The organism is Pseudomonas sp. KU26590 (assembly GCF_026153515.1).
In the GTDB taxonomy this organism is placed as follows: domain Bacteria; phylum Pseudomonadota; class Gammaproteobacteria; order Pseudomonadales; family Pseudomonadaceae; genus Aquipseudomonas.
This window is the reverse complement of the sequence record NZ_CP110644.1, coordinates 3,357,846-3,373,464: the sequence shown is the minus strand read 5'-3', so window position 1 is coordinate 3,373,464 and position 15,619 is coordinate 3,357,846. Positions and strand designations below refer to the sequence as shown.

The 15,619-nt window shown below is 60.4% G+C and carries 16 protein-coding genes and 1 pseudogene; 6 read left to right on the top strand and 11 right to left on the bottom strand.

Translation table 11 applies throughout. The annotated features are described in order from the left end of the window. Positions 1-137: 137 nt before the first annotated feature. The 3 genes and pseudogenes from OKW98_RS14670 to OKW98_RS14665 all read left to right on the top strand — a co-directional run bounded on the left by OKW98_RS14670 (position 138) and on the right by OKW98_RS14665 (position 3,084). Positions 138-1,655, top strand: coding sequence for a sensor domain-containing diguanylate cyclase (locus OKW98_RS14670; RefSeq protein WP_265385398.1), 1,518 nt, complete (start codon positions 138-140; stop codon positions 1,653-1,655). Further along, positions 1,651-1,846 (top strand): annotated as a pseudogene (locus tag OKW98_RS27515) (hypothetical protein); the annotation flags it as partial. The gene OKW98_RS14670 and the pseudogene OKW98_RS27515, both read left to right, overlap by 5 nt. 107 nt (positions 1,847-1,953) lie before the next feature. Next, on the top strand, positions 1,954-3,084 hold the full coding sequence (locus OKW98_RS14665; RefSeq protein ID WP_265385397.1) for a sensor domain-containing diguanylate cyclase: 1,131 nt from the start codon (positions 1,954-1,956) through the stop codon (positions 3,082-3,084). An 87-nt stretch (positions 3,085-3,171) separates the two neighbouring features. Here OKW98_RS14665 and OKW98_RS14660 read toward each other — a convergent pair whose 3' ends face one another. The 4 genes from OKW98_RS14660 to nac all read right to left on the bottom strand — a co-directional run bounded on the left by OKW98_RS14660 (position 3,172) and on the right by nac (position 6,260). Then, entirely contained in the window at positions 3,172-3,789 is a 618-nt protein-coding gene (locus OKW98_RS14660) for a dTMP kinase (RefSeq protein ID WP_265385396.1), read from the bottom strand. 3 nt (positions 3,790-3,792) lie between these two features. Then, positions 3,793-4,338, bottom strand: a complete 546-nt coding sequence (locus OKW98_RS14655) for a glutathione peroxidase (protein ID WP_265385395.1) — start codon at positions 4,336-4,338, stop codon at positions 3,793-3,795. Positions 4,339-4,537: 199 nt separating this feature from the next. Then, a complete protein-coding gene (locus OKW98_RS14650) occupies positions 4,538-5,170 on the bottom strand; it encodes a VOC family protein (protein ID WP_265385394.1) in 633 nt (210 codons plus the stop codon). Positions 5,171-5,345: 175 nt separating this feature from the next. Continuing rightward, positions 5,346-6,260, bottom strand: coding sequence for a nitrogen assimilation transcriptional regulator NAC (gene nac, locus OKW98_RS14645; RefSeq protein WP_265385393.1), 915 nt, complete (start codon positions 6,258-6,260; stop codon positions 5,346-5,348). 317 nt (positions 6,261-6,577) lie between these two features. On the opposite strand from nac, the gene OKW98_RS14640 reads away from it, so the two are divergent. Genes OKW98_RS14640 through OKW98_RS14630 form a run of 3 tightly spaced genes read left to right on the top strand, consistent with a single transcriptional unit; the run spans position 6,578 to position 9,844 of the window. Further along, the gene (locus OKW98_RS14640) at positions 6,578-8,116 is read left to right on the top strand and encodes an MFS transporter (protein WP_265385392.1); all 1,539 of its coding nucleotides are present in this window, start codon (positions 6,578-6,580) and stop codon (positions 8,114-8,116) included. 43 nt (positions 8,117-8,159) lie between these two features. Then, positions 8,160-8,870, top strand: a complete 711-nt coding sequence (gene pxpB / locus OKW98_RS14635) for a 5-oxoprolinase subunit PxpB (protein ID WP_265385391.1) — start codon at positions 8,160-8,162, stop codon at positions 8,868-8,870. Next, the gene (locus OKW98_RS14630; protein WP_265385390.1) at positions 8,867-9,844 is read left to right on the top strand and encodes a biotin-dependent carboxyltransferase family protein; all 978 of its coding nucleotides are present in this window, start codon (positions 8,867-8,869) and stop codon (positions 9,842-9,844) included. The genes pxpB and OKW98_RS14630 overlap by 4 nt, the downstream gene beginning before the upstream one ends. Positions 9,845-9,912: 68 nt before the next feature. Here the strand turns inward: OKW98_RS14630 and OKW98_RS14625 are convergent, their stop codons facing one another. The 7 genes from OKW98_RS14625 to OKW98_RS14595 all read right to left on the bottom strand — a co-directional run bounded on the left by OKW98_RS14625 (position 9,913) and on the right by OKW98_RS14595 (position 15,603). Beyond that, positions 9,913-11,121 carry a pyridoxal phosphate-dependent aminotransferase gene (locus tag OKW98_RS14625; protein WP_265385389.1) on the bottom strand — a complete coding sequence of 403 codons (1,209 nt, stop codon included), beginning with the start codon at positions 11,119-11,121 and terminating at the stop codon, positions 9,913-9,915. A gap of 188 nt (positions 11,122-11,309) precedes the next feature. After that, positions 11,310-11,579, bottom strand: a complete 270-nt coding sequence (locus tag OKW98_RS14620) for a hypothetical protein (protein WP_265385388.1) — start codon at positions 11,577-11,579, stop codon at positions 11,310-11,312. Positions 11,580-11,628: 49 nt separating this feature from the next. Then, positions 11,629-12,462, bottom strand: coding sequence for a transporter substrate-binding domain-containing protein (locus OKW98_RS14615; protein ID WP_265385387.1), 834 nt, complete (start codon positions 12,460-12,462; stop codon positions 11,629-11,631). Positions 12,463-12,550: 88 nt separating this feature from the next. Beyond that, entirely contained in the window at positions 12,551-13,279 is a 729-nt protein-coding gene (locus OKW98_RS14610) for an amino acid ABC transporter ATP-binding protein (protein ID WP_265389738.1), read from the bottom strand. A gap of 14 nt (positions 13,280-13,293) precedes the next feature. Then, the gene (locus OKW98_RS14605; protein WP_265385386.1) at positions 13,294-14,052 is read right to left on the bottom strand and encodes an amino acid ABC transporter permease; all 759 of its coding nucleotides are present in this window, start codon (positions 14,050-14,052) and stop codon (positions 13,294-13,296) included. A 6-nt stretch (positions 14,053-14,058) separates the two neighbouring features. Further along, positions 14,059-14,760 carry an amino acid ABC transporter permease gene (locus tag OKW98_RS14600; protein ID WP_265385385.1) on the bottom strand — a complete coding sequence of 234 codons (702 nt, stop codon included), beginning with the start codon at positions 14,758-14,760 and terminating at the stop codon, positions 14,059-14,061. A gap of 96 nt (positions 14,761-14,856) precedes the next feature. Then, on the bottom strand, positions 14,857-15,603 hold the full coding sequence (locus OKW98_RS14595) for an SDR family oxidoreductase (RefSeq protein ID WP_265385384.1): 747 nt from the start codon (positions 15,601-15,603) through the stop codon (positions 14,857-14,859). Positions 15,604-15,619 lie beyond the last annotated feature (16 nt).

Below are 15,619 nucleotides of genomic sequence, written 5' to 3'. Positions count from 1 at the left end.
CACTGCCGTCATCCACGCCTTCCTTCCTCCTTTGCTGGATTCCCCGGCTGTGCCTGATTCAGAGGCGGCTGAATACGCCCCTGCGCGGTACGAAAACTGCATTCCCTACGCCATTCGCCAATTAGATGACGCCTGACATGACGCTTGTTCAATTTTTCTCCACAAGATTGACACCCAAAGCGCTCTCCAACTCGCTGATAAGTTTTATTGCTTTAGTCTGTGCACTTTTGGTTCTCGCTACCGCCTGGCAGATTCAGCAATCGGCCAATGAGCGGGTGGACGCTGCGAAAGTTTCTGTCTCGAACATAGTCCTCGCCGCCGAACAATTAGCGCGTGACACGATGCTGCAGGCCGATAACACGTTGCAAGATATAGCCGAGCGCGTGGCGCATGACGGGATCATTGCCGACCAGCAACCTCGCATGACGGCATTGCTAGCCCGACAGGTCGAACGTATTGACGGCATTCAAGGGCTGTTCATTTTCGATGCGAAAGGCAATTGGGTTGCAAACTCTTTTTCTCAGGGTGTACAGACCAAAAACAATAGTGACCGCGCTTACTTCATTTATCACCGGGATAACACCAGCCAGGCTATCCATATTGGTTCTATCGTTGAGAGCAGAACCACCGGCGACCTGATCATCCCCATCAGCCGCCGCATTGAATCTTCTGACGGAACCTTTGCGGGCGTAGCGCTCGCCACTATTCCTGTTGCTTATTTTCAAAGCTTTTTCAATCGGGTAGATATCGATAACGACGGGGTCATCTTTCTCGCCCTCGACAAAGGTGAATTGCTCGCACGGCGCCCGACAGTGGCTGCGCTGATCACAACCAATATTTCAAAGGGAGAGATTTTCGTTCGCTATCTCCCCCACAGTGACAGCGGCACGGCGATTATCAAGTCGGTGGTGGATGGCGTAGAGAGGATATATGCCTATCGTCGTCTATCAGGACTTCCCATCGTTGCCGCGGCAGGGGTCGCCTATCATCAAGTGTTTGCACCGTGGTGGTCCTATGTTTTCCAGTCCGTGGCCGTCGTGGGGGTGATCATTTTAGCGCTGGCGCTGCTGGGCGGGTTGCTGTACCGCCAGATCCAGCAGCTGCTTGTAGCAGAAGTCGAACTTAATGTGGCACAGAACAAACTTGAAATCATTGCAATGACAGACAGTTTGACGTCATTGGCCAACAGACGAAGTTTCGATGTTGCCCTCAAAAAAGAATGGGGGCGCGCGCTCAGAAACGAATCAAGTCTTGCGGTGATCCTGTTGGACATAGACTGGTTTAAACAATATAACGACCATTACGGGCACTTGCTTGGCGATGACTGCCTGGTTGAAGTCGCTGCTCTCATTGCACAAAGTGCCAGCAGGCCATTCGATGTCGCCGCTCGTTACGGTGGCGAGGAATTTGTCATCTTGCTCCCTGAAACGGAACTGGCGGGTGCAATTGTGGTGGCTGAAAAAGTGAGGCTATCGATAGAGCAAGCACAGATTAAACACTCAGCAAGCGCCCTGGGCATCATTACGATCAGCGCCGGGGTCGTCGCGGTATGCCCGACTGACAAAAATAGCCACAGAGACAGCATGGCCGAGGCTGATCGCCTCCTGTACTGCGCAAAGATTAAAGGGCGCAATCGTATAGAAGCCGCTTCCTAAGAACCCCGCCATCCACTACCTGCACGGCACCTATCGGCCAGGAAGCGATGTGCTGAGCGAGGATTTTGGCGCCGAGCCGTTCGGACCGGGCCAGGCGGCTGGACGCGAGCAAGTACTGCATCATTTCTACCGACGGCGTTGGCACGTACGAGACTGAGAGGTGCGCTAAATCCACCCGCCGATCTGTCCCTCCACAACCGGATGAACGGATGACCCTATGTAAGACGGTGTGCACGAGAAGCCTCTCGATAGTATTAGAATGCCATCACTCGTTATCGCTGTGTGACGGATTAGCACCATGCCCAATACTGTCGATTTTCCCACTACACCGTTCATCCGGTGGTTTGTAAAAGACAATGAAGGCCTGGATCGGGGCACTCGTTTGAAGTTACTCGAGGGCCCCTTCACGTCTCGCGCCGCGTTGGTTGCAGCAGGCATAAACACACTGCTGGTCTGCAGCGTGGCGGTCGCGCTTCACCCAACGGTGTTTTTCATCAGCTGGTTGGTCGTCGATATGGTGATTTGGATCATCCGCTGGTTTCTGCTGCAACGATTCGTCGCCAGTGACAAGCCCAGATTCCCCTACGCAACGGACCTTTCTCTGTTCTTCGGTTTGCTCTGGGCTGCGGAAATAGGCATCGGCACCGCAGGATGCATCATCAGCCAGGACGCGGTGCTGCAGGTTCTGGCGTGCACATCGGCGGTCAGCATGACTGGAGCGGCTGCCATGAGAAACCAAGGCGTACCCCGCTATGCATTCATGCAGATCCTGCTCATGGACATACCGATGAAACTGGCGACGTTGTTCCAGCCGGAACCGATCTTGCGGGTGCTGATTCTACAAGCGCCCATGTACCTCATTGGCTTGTGGGTGCTGCTCAATAACCTCAACGCGAATCTGACGAAAGCCTATGTGGCAGAAACGCAAAGCACGCATTCAGCCACTCATGACAAACTGACCGGCGTGCTGAATCGCCTGGGCATCTTGAACATTCTGACGGCCTCACTGAGCGCGAAGGTCAATGAGGACAAGCGGTTTTGCGTACTGTGTCTGGATCTGGACGGGTTCAAAAAAATCAATGATGCCTACGGGCATGCCGCCGGTGACAGTGTATTGGTTTGCTTTTCCGCGATGATCAGCAGGGTGGTGCGCAAGGGTGATGCAGTCGCACGAATTGGCGGCGACGAATTTATCGTGACGATGCCGGACAGCGACAAGGCATCCGCTTCGCTCATTGCCGAGCGCATCATCAAAAACCTCGATGAGTACACGGACAGAAACCCGGATTATAGAGGTCTGGGCGTCAGCATCGGCATCGCCGAGACCCTCCCTCTGGAGCTTTCGAGTGTTGAACAGGTTTTATGCAGAGCAGACATCGCCATGTATAACGCAAAATCTGCGGGCAAAAACTGTTACCGGTTTGGCTGAGTCTTGGATTCGAAGGGATTAGTCAGGTACGCGGGCTGCGCACCAGCAGTGCCGACTGCCTTGCAAGGCCGGTGCAGCGTGGTTCGCCTACTGTCGTCCAAGGACGTTATATATCTGCGAGACCACCTGCATCGTTGCGTCTTCGAGCCGCCCTTCATTACGGCACATCACCCAGCCGTTCTCTGAAACCGCCCGCTCGAACGCCTCGGTGCAAGCAGCGTGTTCTTCCAGCGTATGAATCACCGTACTGCTCAACCCACGCCGGCGTGCTGCTGCCCTCGCCCATGAAGTCTCGGCCGCAGTGACAACCCCGACATGCAGGTCCGGCACCCGCACGTCCTGCTCACTGTTTAACTGCAGAATCTCTGCAAACGGGACCACCCGGCGAAACGCGGCGTCAGACGGGTACCAGCGATCAATCAGGATGATGCTGTCGGCTGGCTGTTGAGTCAGCACATGCCGGGAAATCCAGCCACGGCTCGCCGCGAGGCGCCTACACACCTCCCATTCCAGATCGCGATCGGGCTGTCTGACCAGTCGGTTAACCAGGGCCATTGTTTCAGCCCGCTGGGGATCACGTTTGCTCTCGCACAGCCGGATCACTTTGTTGTTATCGGCCCTCAACGATAGGGTGACGGCCTCCAACAAGGTGGTTTTACCGACACCCTTTGGCCCATCCAGAGAAACAAACAGCGGACGATTCATGGGTCAAACAGCGAGGGCTTCGTCAATGGCCGCGGTCAGGCGTGGATCATCTGCGGTCACATCCGGCGCAAAGCGGCCAATCACCTTGCCGTCCCGCCCGATCAGGAATTTTTCGAAATTCCACAGCACGTCGGTGCCTGCGCCGCTTTCGATGCCATAGCCCTTGAGGCGTTCACGGAACGGTCCGTCGCCGGTGGCAGCAGGCTGCGCGGCGGTCAGTTCGCGGTAGAGCGGGTGCGTGTCGTCGCCGGCGACCGAGATTTTCGAGAACAGCGGGAAGTGCACGTCGTAGGTGGTCGAGCAGAACGACTGGATGTCACTGTCGGTGCCCGGCTCTTGCTCCTTGAAGTTGTTGGCCGGAAAGCCCAGCACTTCAAGTCCGGCGTCCTTCTTACCCTGGTAAAGGCTTTCAAGCCCTTCGTATTGCGGCGTCAGCCCGCATTTGGAGGCCACGTTCACCACCAGCAGCACTTTGCCCTTGTACTGGCCCAGGTTGCCTGGCGTGCCATCGATTTGCTTGAGGGGAATGTCGTACAGAGAATCGGTCATGGGTGGCTCCTGTTGGCGGTTGAATAGTCTTTGGCTAACCATCAGCGGTCGGCCGCAGGGACACCTTAAAGCGTACGGCCGATGATTTCATCCATGATGACCGAGGTGTCACCCTCAAAGCTCCGCAGAAACTTTGATAGCCAATGCGAAAGTCGGAGCGTCTATCGATTACAACTAACTCTTGCCTGAAATGTCTGCCCTATAACTTCCTGAGGCCACTTGGAGTTTCGATACAGGAAACCAAGCGTGCCGCCTCAATGCCATCGCACCTATTAAGTCGAACTGGCCCTGAAAAATTCATGGCATCAAGCAAGTGGCTAATCCTCTCTGGCGCAGGATGGAAGATATCGAGCATCTGCAACGAGCAACCCTTATCTTCAAGCATCGTCGCAGGGTGAACTGGCTGCCCCCATTGAATAAGGCTGGGCGCGCCTCCCTCCAAAGGCAGTCTGCCGTTCTCCAAAATTGTAATTTCCCAGCGCAGCGCACCTCGGCTCATCGACTGCGCCTCCCCGACGACCTCTGCGAATATCGGGCTAAGCGCTTTCAAGGTGTCGGTTTTTGCGACCCAATGAGCCAGCCGGGGAGAAACATCGTCTGGCAGTCCGTCCATGCCAAACCACCGAGGCCGACCCGGAGGCGGGGCCACGGGGTTAACAGCGATCACTTCGAGATAGAAATGCGTACCCAGGCGCAGCAGCTTATTGTGGGTTCCCATAAGCGGATGGCAACCGCCAGGTTGAAGCTCGACACCCAGGCGCTGATTCACGAAGCGGTCCCCCGCTTCCAGCGTAGGCGCCACGATGACCAAATGATCCAGCGAAGTCTGCATAAGGGCTCCAATCGCCGCAGGCGACTGTGTCAAAAAGATAGGTGGGTCGGACCGCTAACCTCACCTCTCAGCGTAGCTGAAGTGTTATGAGGCCTCTCTCGCTGTGCCATCACCTACATTTTTACTCACCGCACGCGCAAGGCCGTTTCTACGAGGACGTGTTATCGCGCAGCCCTCAACGCGAAGCACCCAGCCCCTCGCGCATTTCGGCGATCATGTCCAGCAGGATGATCTTCACCGCCTGTGCCGGTACCGACAGCGGCAGATGCCCGGACAGGCACAGCGCCAGAGGCGCCTCGATCTCAGGTTCGATGATGCGGGTCAGGTGCACGTCCTGATGCTGTTGCATCGCCCGCGCCGCGGACTCGGGCAGCACGGTCGAACCAAAGCGTTCGGCAACGGCGGTCGCGAGGGTCGAGGCCGATTCGACTTCGGCGATCACCTTGGCGCTGAGGTTGAGCTTCATCAGCGCATCGTCCACCAGCCGCCGCATGATGTTGTAGGTCCGCGGCAGCAGCAGGTCGAGGGCTGCCAGTTCGGTCAACGGAATGCTCGGCTGCGCGGCGAACTGCGGATCGGCGCTGACCAGGTATAACTGCTCGCGCAGCAAGGGCGTGAAGCTCAGGCCGTGGATTTCGCGACCGCCGTACAGCACGGCCATGTCCATGCGCCCGTTCATGATCAGCTCACTGAGCGTGGTCCCGAAGTTTTCGTTGAGGTACAGCAGAATCCCCGGATGCTGCTCGCGCACGCGACGCAGTAGCGGCACCGACAGCGCCGAGGCGGCAGTGCCGGGCGCCAGTCCCACCGACACCTGACCTGACAAGGCATGGCCGGTGGCGTTGACATCGCTTTGCGCCTGTTCGCATTGACGCAGGATCAACTGCGCATGCCCGTACAGGACCTTGCCGGCCTCGGTTGGTGTCACGCCGCGCTTGGTGCGGATCAGCAGCTGCTGCTGCACTTCGGTCTCGAGCGTCACCAGTTGTTGGCTGAGCGCCGGTTGGGCGATGTGCAGGACATTGGCCGCCTGGGTCATGCTGCCGATGTCGACAATCTTGACGAAGTACTTCAAACGGCGAAAATTCACGCGGTTACACCCCTGAATAAGATCATGGGCTTGCCAGAGCAAGAGCCGCGCCAGCCGGCGAAGTGCACGCTCTGGCGCAGGTCATCGCCTTTACTTATGGCAGGCGCCGACTCTCCGGCGCATCCAGCGGGTGCGCTGCACGCTCCCCCTTGCCACCAAATTGGTGCAGCTGCGCACCCATGGTGCGTCATAAGGAGGCCTTATCCGTCCAGAACAAAGACGTCTTTCTGCCTGCGCGCCTCAGCTCTTAAATTAGCCTACCGACACCCGAGGAGCGGCCCCATGTCTGCCTGTCATTTGCATCGCAGCACCCACCCATGACCCGCGCCGAAACTCAACCGCTGACGTTTCGCCAGGCGCTGCTGGCCATGCTCGGGGTCTCGCTGGTGCTGATGTTGTCGGCCCTCGACCAGACCGTGATCGGCAACGCGCTGCCCACCATCGTCAGCGAACTGAACGGCTTCGACCTGTACGCCTGGGTGGCGACCGGCTACCTGCTGACCTCGATCGTGACCATTCCGATCTTTGGCCGCCTGGGTGATTACTACGGGCGCAAGCCTTTCGTCATTGCCGCCACGCTGATCTTTATCTTCGCCTCCGTGCTGTGTGCGCTGGCCAACGGGATGGTCGCGCTGGTGGCCGGACGCGCGCTGCAAGGCATCGGCGGCGGCATGCTGGTCGGCACGGCGTTCGCCTGCGTTCCCGAGCTGTTTCCCGACACCCGTCAACGCCTGCGCTGGCAGATCATGCTCAGCGCGCTGTTCAGCGTGGTCAACGCCATCGGACCAGGGCTGGGTGGTTTCATGACCGCGCATTTTGGCTGGCGCTCGGTGTTCTGGCTGAACCTGCCACTGGGGGCGCTGGCGTTGTATTTCGCCTGGCGCCACCTGCCTTGGTACCGGACGGCCGCCACCGGGGCGATTCGCATGGACTGGACCGGGGCGGCACTGATCGCGCTGGGCCTGGGTGCGCTGCAATTGTTCGTCGAATGGCTGGGTCATTCCAGCATGGCGGTGTGCACTGCGCTGGGCTTTATCAGCCTGGCGGCCTTCACGGCGTTATGGTTTCAGGAGCGACGCAGTGCGGCGCCCCTGCTGCCCGGTCCGTTGTTTGCCGATCAGAGCATGCGGGTGCTGTTCATCCTCGCACTGCTGGCAGGCGCGGTGATGTTCACGCTGCTGTTCTATCTGCCGCTGCTTCTACAGGGGGGCTATGGCTATTCACCGCAACAGGCCGGCGTCCTGATTACGCCACTGGCGTTAAGCATTACCTTGGGGGCAATCGTCAACAGCCGAGTGATGACTCGCTTGCGCAATCCCAATCGCCTGCCCCAGGCCGGCTTCGCCACGCTGGGTTGCGCCTGCCTTGGCCTGGCGCTGGTCGGCCCGAGCGCCGGGTTCAACACCCTGCTGGGGTTGATCCTGCTGGCGGGCCTGGGCCTGGGTTTTATCTTTCTCAACCTGTCGGTGTTCACCCAGACCCTGGTGCAGCGTCAGTACCTGGGTATCGCCACCGCCCTGCAGCAATCGCTGCGACTGGTCGGCGGCCTGCTGGGCACGGCGTGTATGGGTGCCCTGGTGAATGTGCTTTATGCCTGGCACCTCGGCCGCTTGCTCACCCAGGCCGGCCAGCCTCAGGCCCTGGCGCTGCTGAGTGATCCGCAAGTGCTGTCCCGGGGTGCCAGTGCGCTGAACCCGGCACTGCTGACGCTCGGACGCACAGCGTTGGTCGAGGCCATGTCCATGGGTTTGGCCACCTGCGCCGTGCTGACCGTCGTGGCGCTGTGGTTGCTAAGGCGGCTGCCCACGGTGCAACTGATGCCCGCTCCAGGTCAGGCGGCAGGCGCCAAGTCATGAAACCGACCCTTTCCTTATCTCCCTGCGCTACAGGAATTTCATCATGAACAGCAGTTCGCAGCCGCTCGGTGCCTCCCCTGCCCCCGCGCTGCTTTTGACCCCCCTGCCCGCCAAGGTCTCGATGATCGGCAGCCGCGCCTTTCTCATCGATGCCCCGGGTGATTTCGATCTGGCCGCGCAACGGCGCATCTGGGCCTTGAGCAACGCGCTGCAGCATGACGACGATATCGAAGAGCTGGTACCGGGCATGACCAATCTGCTGGTGGTGCTCAAGCACACGCCTGCGGCACCGGACCGAATCATCGAACAACTCCACGAGGCCTGGAGCCTGGCGCGGGAGCTCGACCGACCCGGCCGGCTGATCGAGATTCCGACCTGCTACGGGGGCGAGCACGCCATCGACCTGCCAGCCATCTGCGACTTCTCCGGCCTGCCGGCCGCCGAGGTGATCCGTCGTCATCATCAAGCGATCTATACCGTGTTTGCGGTCGCCAGCGCGCCGGGCTTCGGCTATCTGGCGGGCCTCGACCCGGCGATCTACATGCCACGCAAGAAGGTCCCTTCGCTGAACATGCGCAAGGGCATGGTCACCATTGGTGGCATGCAATCGGGGCTTTCGGTACTCGACGGCCCGAATGGCTGGAACGCGCTGGGCAGCGCCGAAATGGCGATGTTCGATCCCTATGCCAGCGTTCCCGCCACCCTCGCACCGGGTGACACCGTGCGCTTTTTGCCTGAAAGGATTGAACTGTGATCGAGATTATCGCCAGCGGGCCCCTCAACAGTGTCCAGGACCTCGGGCGGCGCGGTTATCGCAATATCGGCGTCGCAACCGCCGGCGCCATGGACCCGGTCGCCCTGCGTGTCGGCAACTTGATGCTCGGCAACGACGGCAATTGCGCCGCCATCGAAATCCAGACCTTTCCCTTCAAGGTGCGCTTTAACCGCACCCTGGCAATCGCGCTGACGGGTGCCGACTGCAAGGCGCGCCTGGATGGCCAACCCTTGCTGCCCTGGTGGGCGTGTACGGTGCAGGCCGGTCAGGAGCTGGAGCTCAGTTTCCCCAAGGGTGGCGCCCGTGGCTACCTGTGTGTCAGCGGCGGTATCGACGTGCCGGTGCTGATGGGCTCGCGCAGTACGTCGCTGCGCGGCAATTTCGGCGGCCACGAAGGCCGGACCCTGGCGACCGGCGACACCTTGGCCGTGGTCGACGGGCCTCAGCCAGTGCTGCCCATCTCAGGCTTTGGGGTAACGCCGCCGAACCAGGCTGTGCGGGAACACTTCCCGGTAGATGCCGACGGGACGCTGCTGCTGCGCGCGATTCCGGCGGGTGAATACGCGCTGTTCAAGGCCGATGCCGAGCGCTTCTGGGCGCAGAGCTGGAAGATCTCGGCGCAAAGCAACCGCACCGGCTATCGCCTGTCAGGTCTGGCGATCCAGCCGGAAACCGTGGTCGAGATGCGCTCGTATGGCCTGGTCCCGGGTATCGTCCAGGTACCGCCCGCGGGCGAGCCGATCATTCAGATGAGCGATGCCAACACCGCCGGCGGGTATCCGAAGATCGCCGGGATCATCGAGGCGGACCTGTGGCGGTTGGGGCAGGCACCGATCGGCAGCAGGATTCGTCTGGTCAAGGCGGACACCCGGGATGCAATCGCGGCCGAAGAGGCGCTTGAAGGGTATTTGCAGGCGGTGGGACAGATGCTGCAGGCGCTGGCCTTGCGCTGATCGCAGGCGGGCTTGCCGGCAACAGGGCCTTCGCGGGCCCCATCACTGGCAAGCTAAATCAAATCAAATCACTTCAGACCTGCACAGAACTCGGCGATGCGATCACAGCCTTCGCCGAGCACGTCGAGGCTGGTGGCATAGGACAGGCGAAAGTACGGACTCATGCCATAGGCCGCGCCCTGCACCGTGGTCACGTGATGCTCTTCCATCAAGGCCATGACGAAATCGGTGTCGCTGCCGATCCGGCGTCCGCCGCGCGAGGTCCGCCCGATCAGCTCGGACATGTTCGGAAACAGGTAGAACGCACCCTCAGGCTTGTGGCATTGCAGCCCGGGAATATCCGCCAGCCGCCCGAGGACGAAATCGCGGCGCTGCTGATAGATCGTCGCGCGCTCCTTGAGCAAATCCTGAGGGCCATCGAGCACGGCAATCGCCGCCGCCTGGGTCAGGGTGCAGATCCCCCCGCTGTTCTGGGTGTTGACGTTGCTCATCGCCTTGACCAGATCCGCCGGGCCACCGCAGAAGCCCATGCGCCAACCGGTCATGGCATACGCCTTGGAGACACCGTTGACGGTCAACACACGATCAAACAGGCGCGGCTCGACGTCAGCGATGGTGCAGAACTCGAAATCGTCGTAGATCAGGTGCTCGTACATGTCGTCGGTCATGATCCACACGTGCTCATGGCGCAGCATCACGTCAGCGATTGCGGCCATCTCGGCCCGCGAGCACGCCGAACCCGTCGGATTGCTCGGGTAGTTGAGCAGCAGCCACTTGGTCTTCGGGGTGATGGCCGCTTCGAGGTCTTCGGGACGCAGTTTGAAGTGATTGGCCTGCGTGCAGTTGACCGGCACCGGCACACCGCCGGCAAACTTGACGATGTCGGCGTAGCTGATCCACGCCGGCGTGGGAATCAACACTTCATCGCCCGGGTTGATGGTCGCCAGCATGGCATTGAAAATGATCTGCTTGCCGCCGCCCGCAGTGAGAATCCGGGTGACGTCGTAGTCGAGATTGTTGTCGCGCTTGAATTTGCGCTGAATCGCCGCTCGCAGCGCCGGCGTACCGTCGGTGGGCGGGTATTTGGTGTCGCCGGCACGGGCCGCCGCATACGCGGCTTCGATGGCGTGTTCGGGCGTAGGAAAGTCGGGCTCGCCGGTCGACAAGCCAATGACCTTGATGCCTTGAGCGGCCAGGTCACGGGCTTTCTGGGTCATGGCCACGGACGCGGAAACGGAAACGTTCTTCAAGCGATCAGCGATAGCAGGCATTGTCATCAGTCTTCGTGGTTGCGGGATCGGGGTGGCAAAAGAAGCTTAAAAGCAAACGGCCGCCGGGCTCCAATAGCGCTTTACTGTGGATACATAACGTAAATGGATGGCCCCCATTCCCGGGGCGCGGATAGCAGACGCACAAAGGCCCGGCATGACGGCCGGGCCTCGGTATGACGGGCAAGCGTGGGCACTTATTGCGTGGCCGAGCCGCCCGAGGTCTGCTTGATCAGGGTGAGGGCCTTCTGACCGCTGCGGGCGCAGTTGTCCAGGTCTCCCTTGGCCTTGTAGGCCTTGGCCTCGGCGATCAACGTATTGACCTCGGACGATGGCCCGGTGACGGATGAAGGCTTGGTAATCGCCGCTTGATCAGTGAGTTTCTGCAATTGCAGAGAGCACACGTCCTCAGCGGCCATCACACTGCCTGTCGCCATCAGCGCAGCAACAGCGATCAATCGTTTCATTGCGCATTCTCCGTGGATTCATGGATAAAACCGGCCCGCCGTCGGGTGGTCATTCAAGGGGTTCGAATTTCAGGGCGCTGAGCTTCTGCACTTTCTCTTCACGCACCATCTTGTATTCGGTGTTGGGCCCGATCCACTTGGCCCAGATCTGGTCGATCTCGCCAGCGGTTTCCATGGCCATCAGCGCGTCGTTGACCTTCGCCAGCATGACGGGCTCGTCCAGGCGCATGCCGACGCTCACCGGTTCAAGCGCCATTGGCTCTTTGACGATACCCAGCTCGACACCGCCGGCCCCGGCCTGAGCCACCAGTTTGGCCGCCGACATGGCATTGGTGACCACGCCCAGCACCTTGTTCTGCTGCACCGCAAGGTACGCCGAACCGGTGTCCTGGAACGTCACCGGGGTGGCCTTGGCCATGCGAATCGACTGCTCGGAGGTCGAGCCCTTGGTGGCGCTGATGCGCTTGCCTTCAAAGTACGAACGCGGCTGGTCCGCCAGCGGCTTCTTGACCACGAGCATTTCCTTGGCCACGTAGTAAGGGTCGCTGAACTGGATCTGCTGGGCGCGGGTCTTGGTGTACGCCAGGTTGGCGATGACCACATCGACGCGGCCCATCTTCACTTCCGGCACCCGTGCTTCGCCCGACAGCGGCTTGAGTTCAACCTTCACGCCCAGGTGCTTTGCCAGCGTGGTGCACAAGTCGACGTCCATGCCTTCAAGCACGCGGGTCTGTGGATTGGGCGACGAGAACGGCGGGACATCGGAGTAAACGCCGCAGCTGAGGGTTTGTTTTGCCTGGATATCTGCCCATTGATCGGCGTGAGCCGCCATGGCGATTACCGGGGTGACGATCAGGGCCAGACAGGCCGATTTGATTCGCATGCATCCATCCTCAAAAGTGTGTGGTGTGGGCGGCAGCCTGAGCGCGCGGGTACACCGCGCAAGGGTCGTGGGCGGCTCTGACGGCGCCTCAATGAGAACGTAGATCGCTGATGAAACGTTGAGCGCGAGGGTGCGCGGGCTCGCTGAAAAACACCTGTGGCGTGGCTTTCTCGAGAATCTGTCCGGCGTCCATGAACCAGATGGTGTCGGCCACTTCGCGAGCGAAGTTCATTTCGTGGGTCACGCACATCATGGTCATGCCCTCCTTCGCAAGACCGCGCATCACGCTGAGCACTTCACCGACCATTTCCGGGTCAAGGGCGCTGGTGGGTTCGTCGAACAGCATCACCGGCGGCTCCATGGCCAGCGCCCGGGCGATGGCCACACGCTGCTGCTGACCGCCCGACAACTGCCCGGGGTAGGCAGCGGCCTTGTGCGCCATGCCGACACGGTCCAGCAGCTCCATCGCCTGCTTCTTCGCTGCCGAGCCCTTGATGCCCTTGACCTTGGTCGGCGACAGCACGACGTTGTCGAGCACCGACAAGTGCGGGAACAGATTGAAACTCTGGAACACGAAGCCGATGCGGCTGCGCAGGCGATTGACGTTGGCATCCGTGCCGTGAATGTCATGGCCCTCGAACAGAATCTGTCCGCCCTGAATGGCCTCGAGGCGATTGACGGTGCGGATCAGCGTCGATTTGCCCGAGCCGGAGGGTCCGCAGACCACCACCACTTCACCCTTGGAGATTTCCGCGTTGATGGTGGTCAGGGCACGGTACTCGCCGTACCACTTGTCGATGTTGGAAAACGTGATCATGGGTTTCATGGCGATTACCTGGGCAGATCGGTGGAAACGAGTTCGGGAATGGCCTTGGCGGCCGACGCTCTGCCGTTATCGCCCTTGCGCTTGCGCTCGATGCGATGTTCCACGGCGCTGGCCAGCCGGGTCAGGCTGTAGCAGATGCAGAAGTAGCTGATCGCCAGAATGAAATAGACCTGGAACGGTTTGGTCAGCAGCTGGTTGTTGACCTGATTGGCCGAGAAGGTCAGCTCCTGCAGGTTGATGATGTAGCCCAGCGTGGTTTCCTTGATGATCGACACGAACTGGCTGATCAGGCTCGGCAAGGCGTTATAAAGCGCTTGCGGCAGGATTACATAACTCATCCCCCGCCAGTAGCCCATGCCCAGCGCCCTTGCGGCCTCGTACTGACCACCGGGCAGCGCCTGTATCCCGCCCCGCACGATTTCGCTGAGGTAGGCGCTCTGGTAAATCACCAGCGTGCACAGCATGGTGGTGAAGGCGCTGATGTTATGGCCGATCAGTACCGGCACCAGAAAGTAGGTCCAGAAGATCACCAGCAACAGCGGGATACCGCGCAGCACATACACCCAGACAAACGCCGGGTAGCGCAGTGCGCGGAACGGCGAAATTCGCGCCATGGCCAGCAGAATGCTCAGCGGAAAGGCGATCACCAGCGCCAGCGCTGACAGCACCAGGGTGTTGACCAGCCCGCCCATCGGCCCGCTCGGGTACTGGCCGATCAACAGCAGTTCCCAGTTGCCGCGCAGAATAGTAAAGACATCAAACATGTGGGATTACCTCGCCCGCGCCAGATCGAAACGACGGGCAATCAGCGCCCCGATACCCATCAGCACCAGCGAGACCGCCAGGTAGCCGACCGTGGCAACCAGGTACGACTCGAACGTGCGAAAGGTGTAGTTTTCGACTTCACGGGTGGCGTAGGTCAACTCGACCACGCCAATGGCCATTGCCAGGCTGGTGTTCTTGAACAACAGCACGGTGTGGTTGATCAACGACGGCAGCGAGTTGCGCACGCCTTGGGGCAGGATCACGTAACGCATCGAACGCACATAGCCCATGCCCAGCGCCCGCGAGGCTTCGGTCTGGCCGTCGGGAATCGCCCGCAAGCCGGCGCGCAGGTCCTCGGCAAAATACGCTGCCTGGCACAGACCCAGAGCGATCACCGCAAAGATGAATTCAGTGCTGAAATTGGCCAGCCAGAACTGGGCGCTTTCGGGCAGGAGCGTCGGTACACCGAAGTACCAGAGCATCAGTTGCACCAGGGTCGGGACATTACGGTGGTACGCCACATAAGCGGCAACCAGGTGTTCGGCCAGTTTGTTGTGGGTCAGGCGCACCACCACCAGCAAAAACGCCAGACTCATGGCCAGCAGCCAGGCGAAGAGCATCAACTTGAGGGTCAACAGCGCACCCTGAAGCATCAGTGCGGCATATTCGCCGGTCAGAATCGGCCCCAGATCGAAACCTTTAATCATGGGAGTCACCTATGGAAGTCTGTAGCGGCAGCGTCAATCGAAAGCCGGAGCCCCCAGGGGCGTGACGGATGCATCCGTTCTTGTCCGGCAGCCGCCTCAATTCCCCTGCGGGCGCGTCGTCTGCAGACCTCCGGGAACCTGCAGCGTCGGGGTGATTTCCATGTGGCCGACGTTCATCGACACCGGCGCCGCAATGGCAAAGGCGATGGCGTCGGCAATGTCGGCAGCCACCGGCAATTCGAAGCCTTCGATGTACTTCTTGTGGCTTTCTTCCGGGTTGCCGTGGACGTGGGCAAAGATGTCCGTCGCCACGCGGCCAGGGCAGATTTCAGTCACCCGTACGCGCTTGCCGAACACATCGATGCGCAGGTTGCGCGAGAGCATGCTGACGGCCGCCTTGGTCGCGTGATAGGTCGAGTTGCCGCCAAAGTTGTAGGCGGCCGCGATCGAGCTGATGTTGATCACATGGCCGCGGTCACGGCTGACCATGCCGGGCACCAGCAACCGGGTCAGGTGCAGCACCGCGCGCAGGTTGACGTCGATCAGGGCGTCGATGCCCTCCGCGTCGGCATTGAGAATCGAGCCAGGGCGATCGACCCCGGCGTTGTTCACCAGAATGTCAATGTCCAGCCCGTCGGTCAGCGCCGTAATGCCCGCCAGGTCAGCCACGTCCACTGCGTGGGGAATGCAGCCCGTGCGGGCAGCCAGCGCGGCGAGGTTCTCGGCATTGCGGGCGACCGCGTGCACGGTGATGCCTTCGCGGCAAAGGCGCTCGACCGTGGCGGCACCGATGCCCGAAGAAGCGCCGGTCACCAGTGCGGTCTTGTAGTCTGAAAATGGCATCTCTCATTCCTCATCA

Bases quoted from the DNA above. Each gene is read 5' to 3' on its own strand.
- OKW98_RS14670 (WP_265385398.1), top strand. From the start codon at position 138: ATGACGCTTGTTCAATTTTTCTCCACAAGATTGACACCCAAAGCGCTC.
- OKW98_RS14665 (WP_265385397.1), top strand. From the start codon at position 1,954: ATGCCCAATACTGTCGATTTTCCCACTACACCGTTCATCCGGTGGTTT.
- OKW98_RS14660 (WP_265385396.1), bottom strand. From the start codon at position 3,789: ATGAATCGTCCGCTGTTTGTTTCTCTGGATGGGCCAAAGGGTGTCGGT.
- OKW98_RS14655 (WP_265385395.1), bottom strand. From the start codon at position 4,338: ATGACCGATTCTCTGTACGACATTCCCCTCAAGCAAATCGATGGCACG.
- OKW98_RS14650 (WP_265385394.1), bottom strand. From the start codon at position 5,170: ATGCAGACTTCGCTGGATCATTTGGTCATCGTGGCGCCTACGCTGGAA.
- OKW98_RS14640 (WP_265385392.1), top strand. From the start codon at position 6,578: ATGACCCGCGCCGAAACTCAACCGCTGACGTTTCGCCAGGCGCTGCTG.
- pxpB (WP_265385391.1), top strand. From the start codon at position 8,160: ATGAACAGCAGTTCGCAGCCGCTCGGTGCCTCCCCTGCCCCCGCGCTG.
- OKW98_RS14625 (WP_265385389.1), bottom strand. From the start codon at position 11,121: ATGACAATGCCTGCTATCGCTGATCGCTTGAAGAACGTTTCCGTTTCC.
- OKW98_RS14620 (WP_265385388.1), bottom strand. From the start codon at position 11,579: ATGAAACGATTGATCGCTGTTGCTGCGCTGATGGCGACAGGCAGTGTG.
- OKW98_RS14615 (WP_265385387.1), bottom strand. From the start codon at position 12,462: ATGCGAATCAAATCGGCCTGTCTGGCCCTGATCGTCACCCCGGTAATC.
- OKW98_RS14610 (WP_265389738.1), bottom strand. From the start codon at position 13,279: ATGATCACGTTTTCCAACATCGACAAGTGGTACGGCGAGTACCGTGCC.
- OKW98_RS14605 (WP_265385386.1), bottom strand. From the start codon at position 14,052: ATGTTTGATGTCTTTACTATTCTGCGCGGCAACTGGGAACTGCTGTTG.
- OKW98_RS14600 (WP_265385385.1), bottom strand. From the start codon at position 14,760: ATGATTAAAGGTTTCGATCTGGGGCCGATTCTGACCGGCGAATATGCC.
- OKW98_RS14595 (WP_265385384.1), bottom strand. From the start codon at position 15,603: ATGCCATTTTCAGACTACAAGACCGCACTGGTGACCGGCGCTTCTTCG.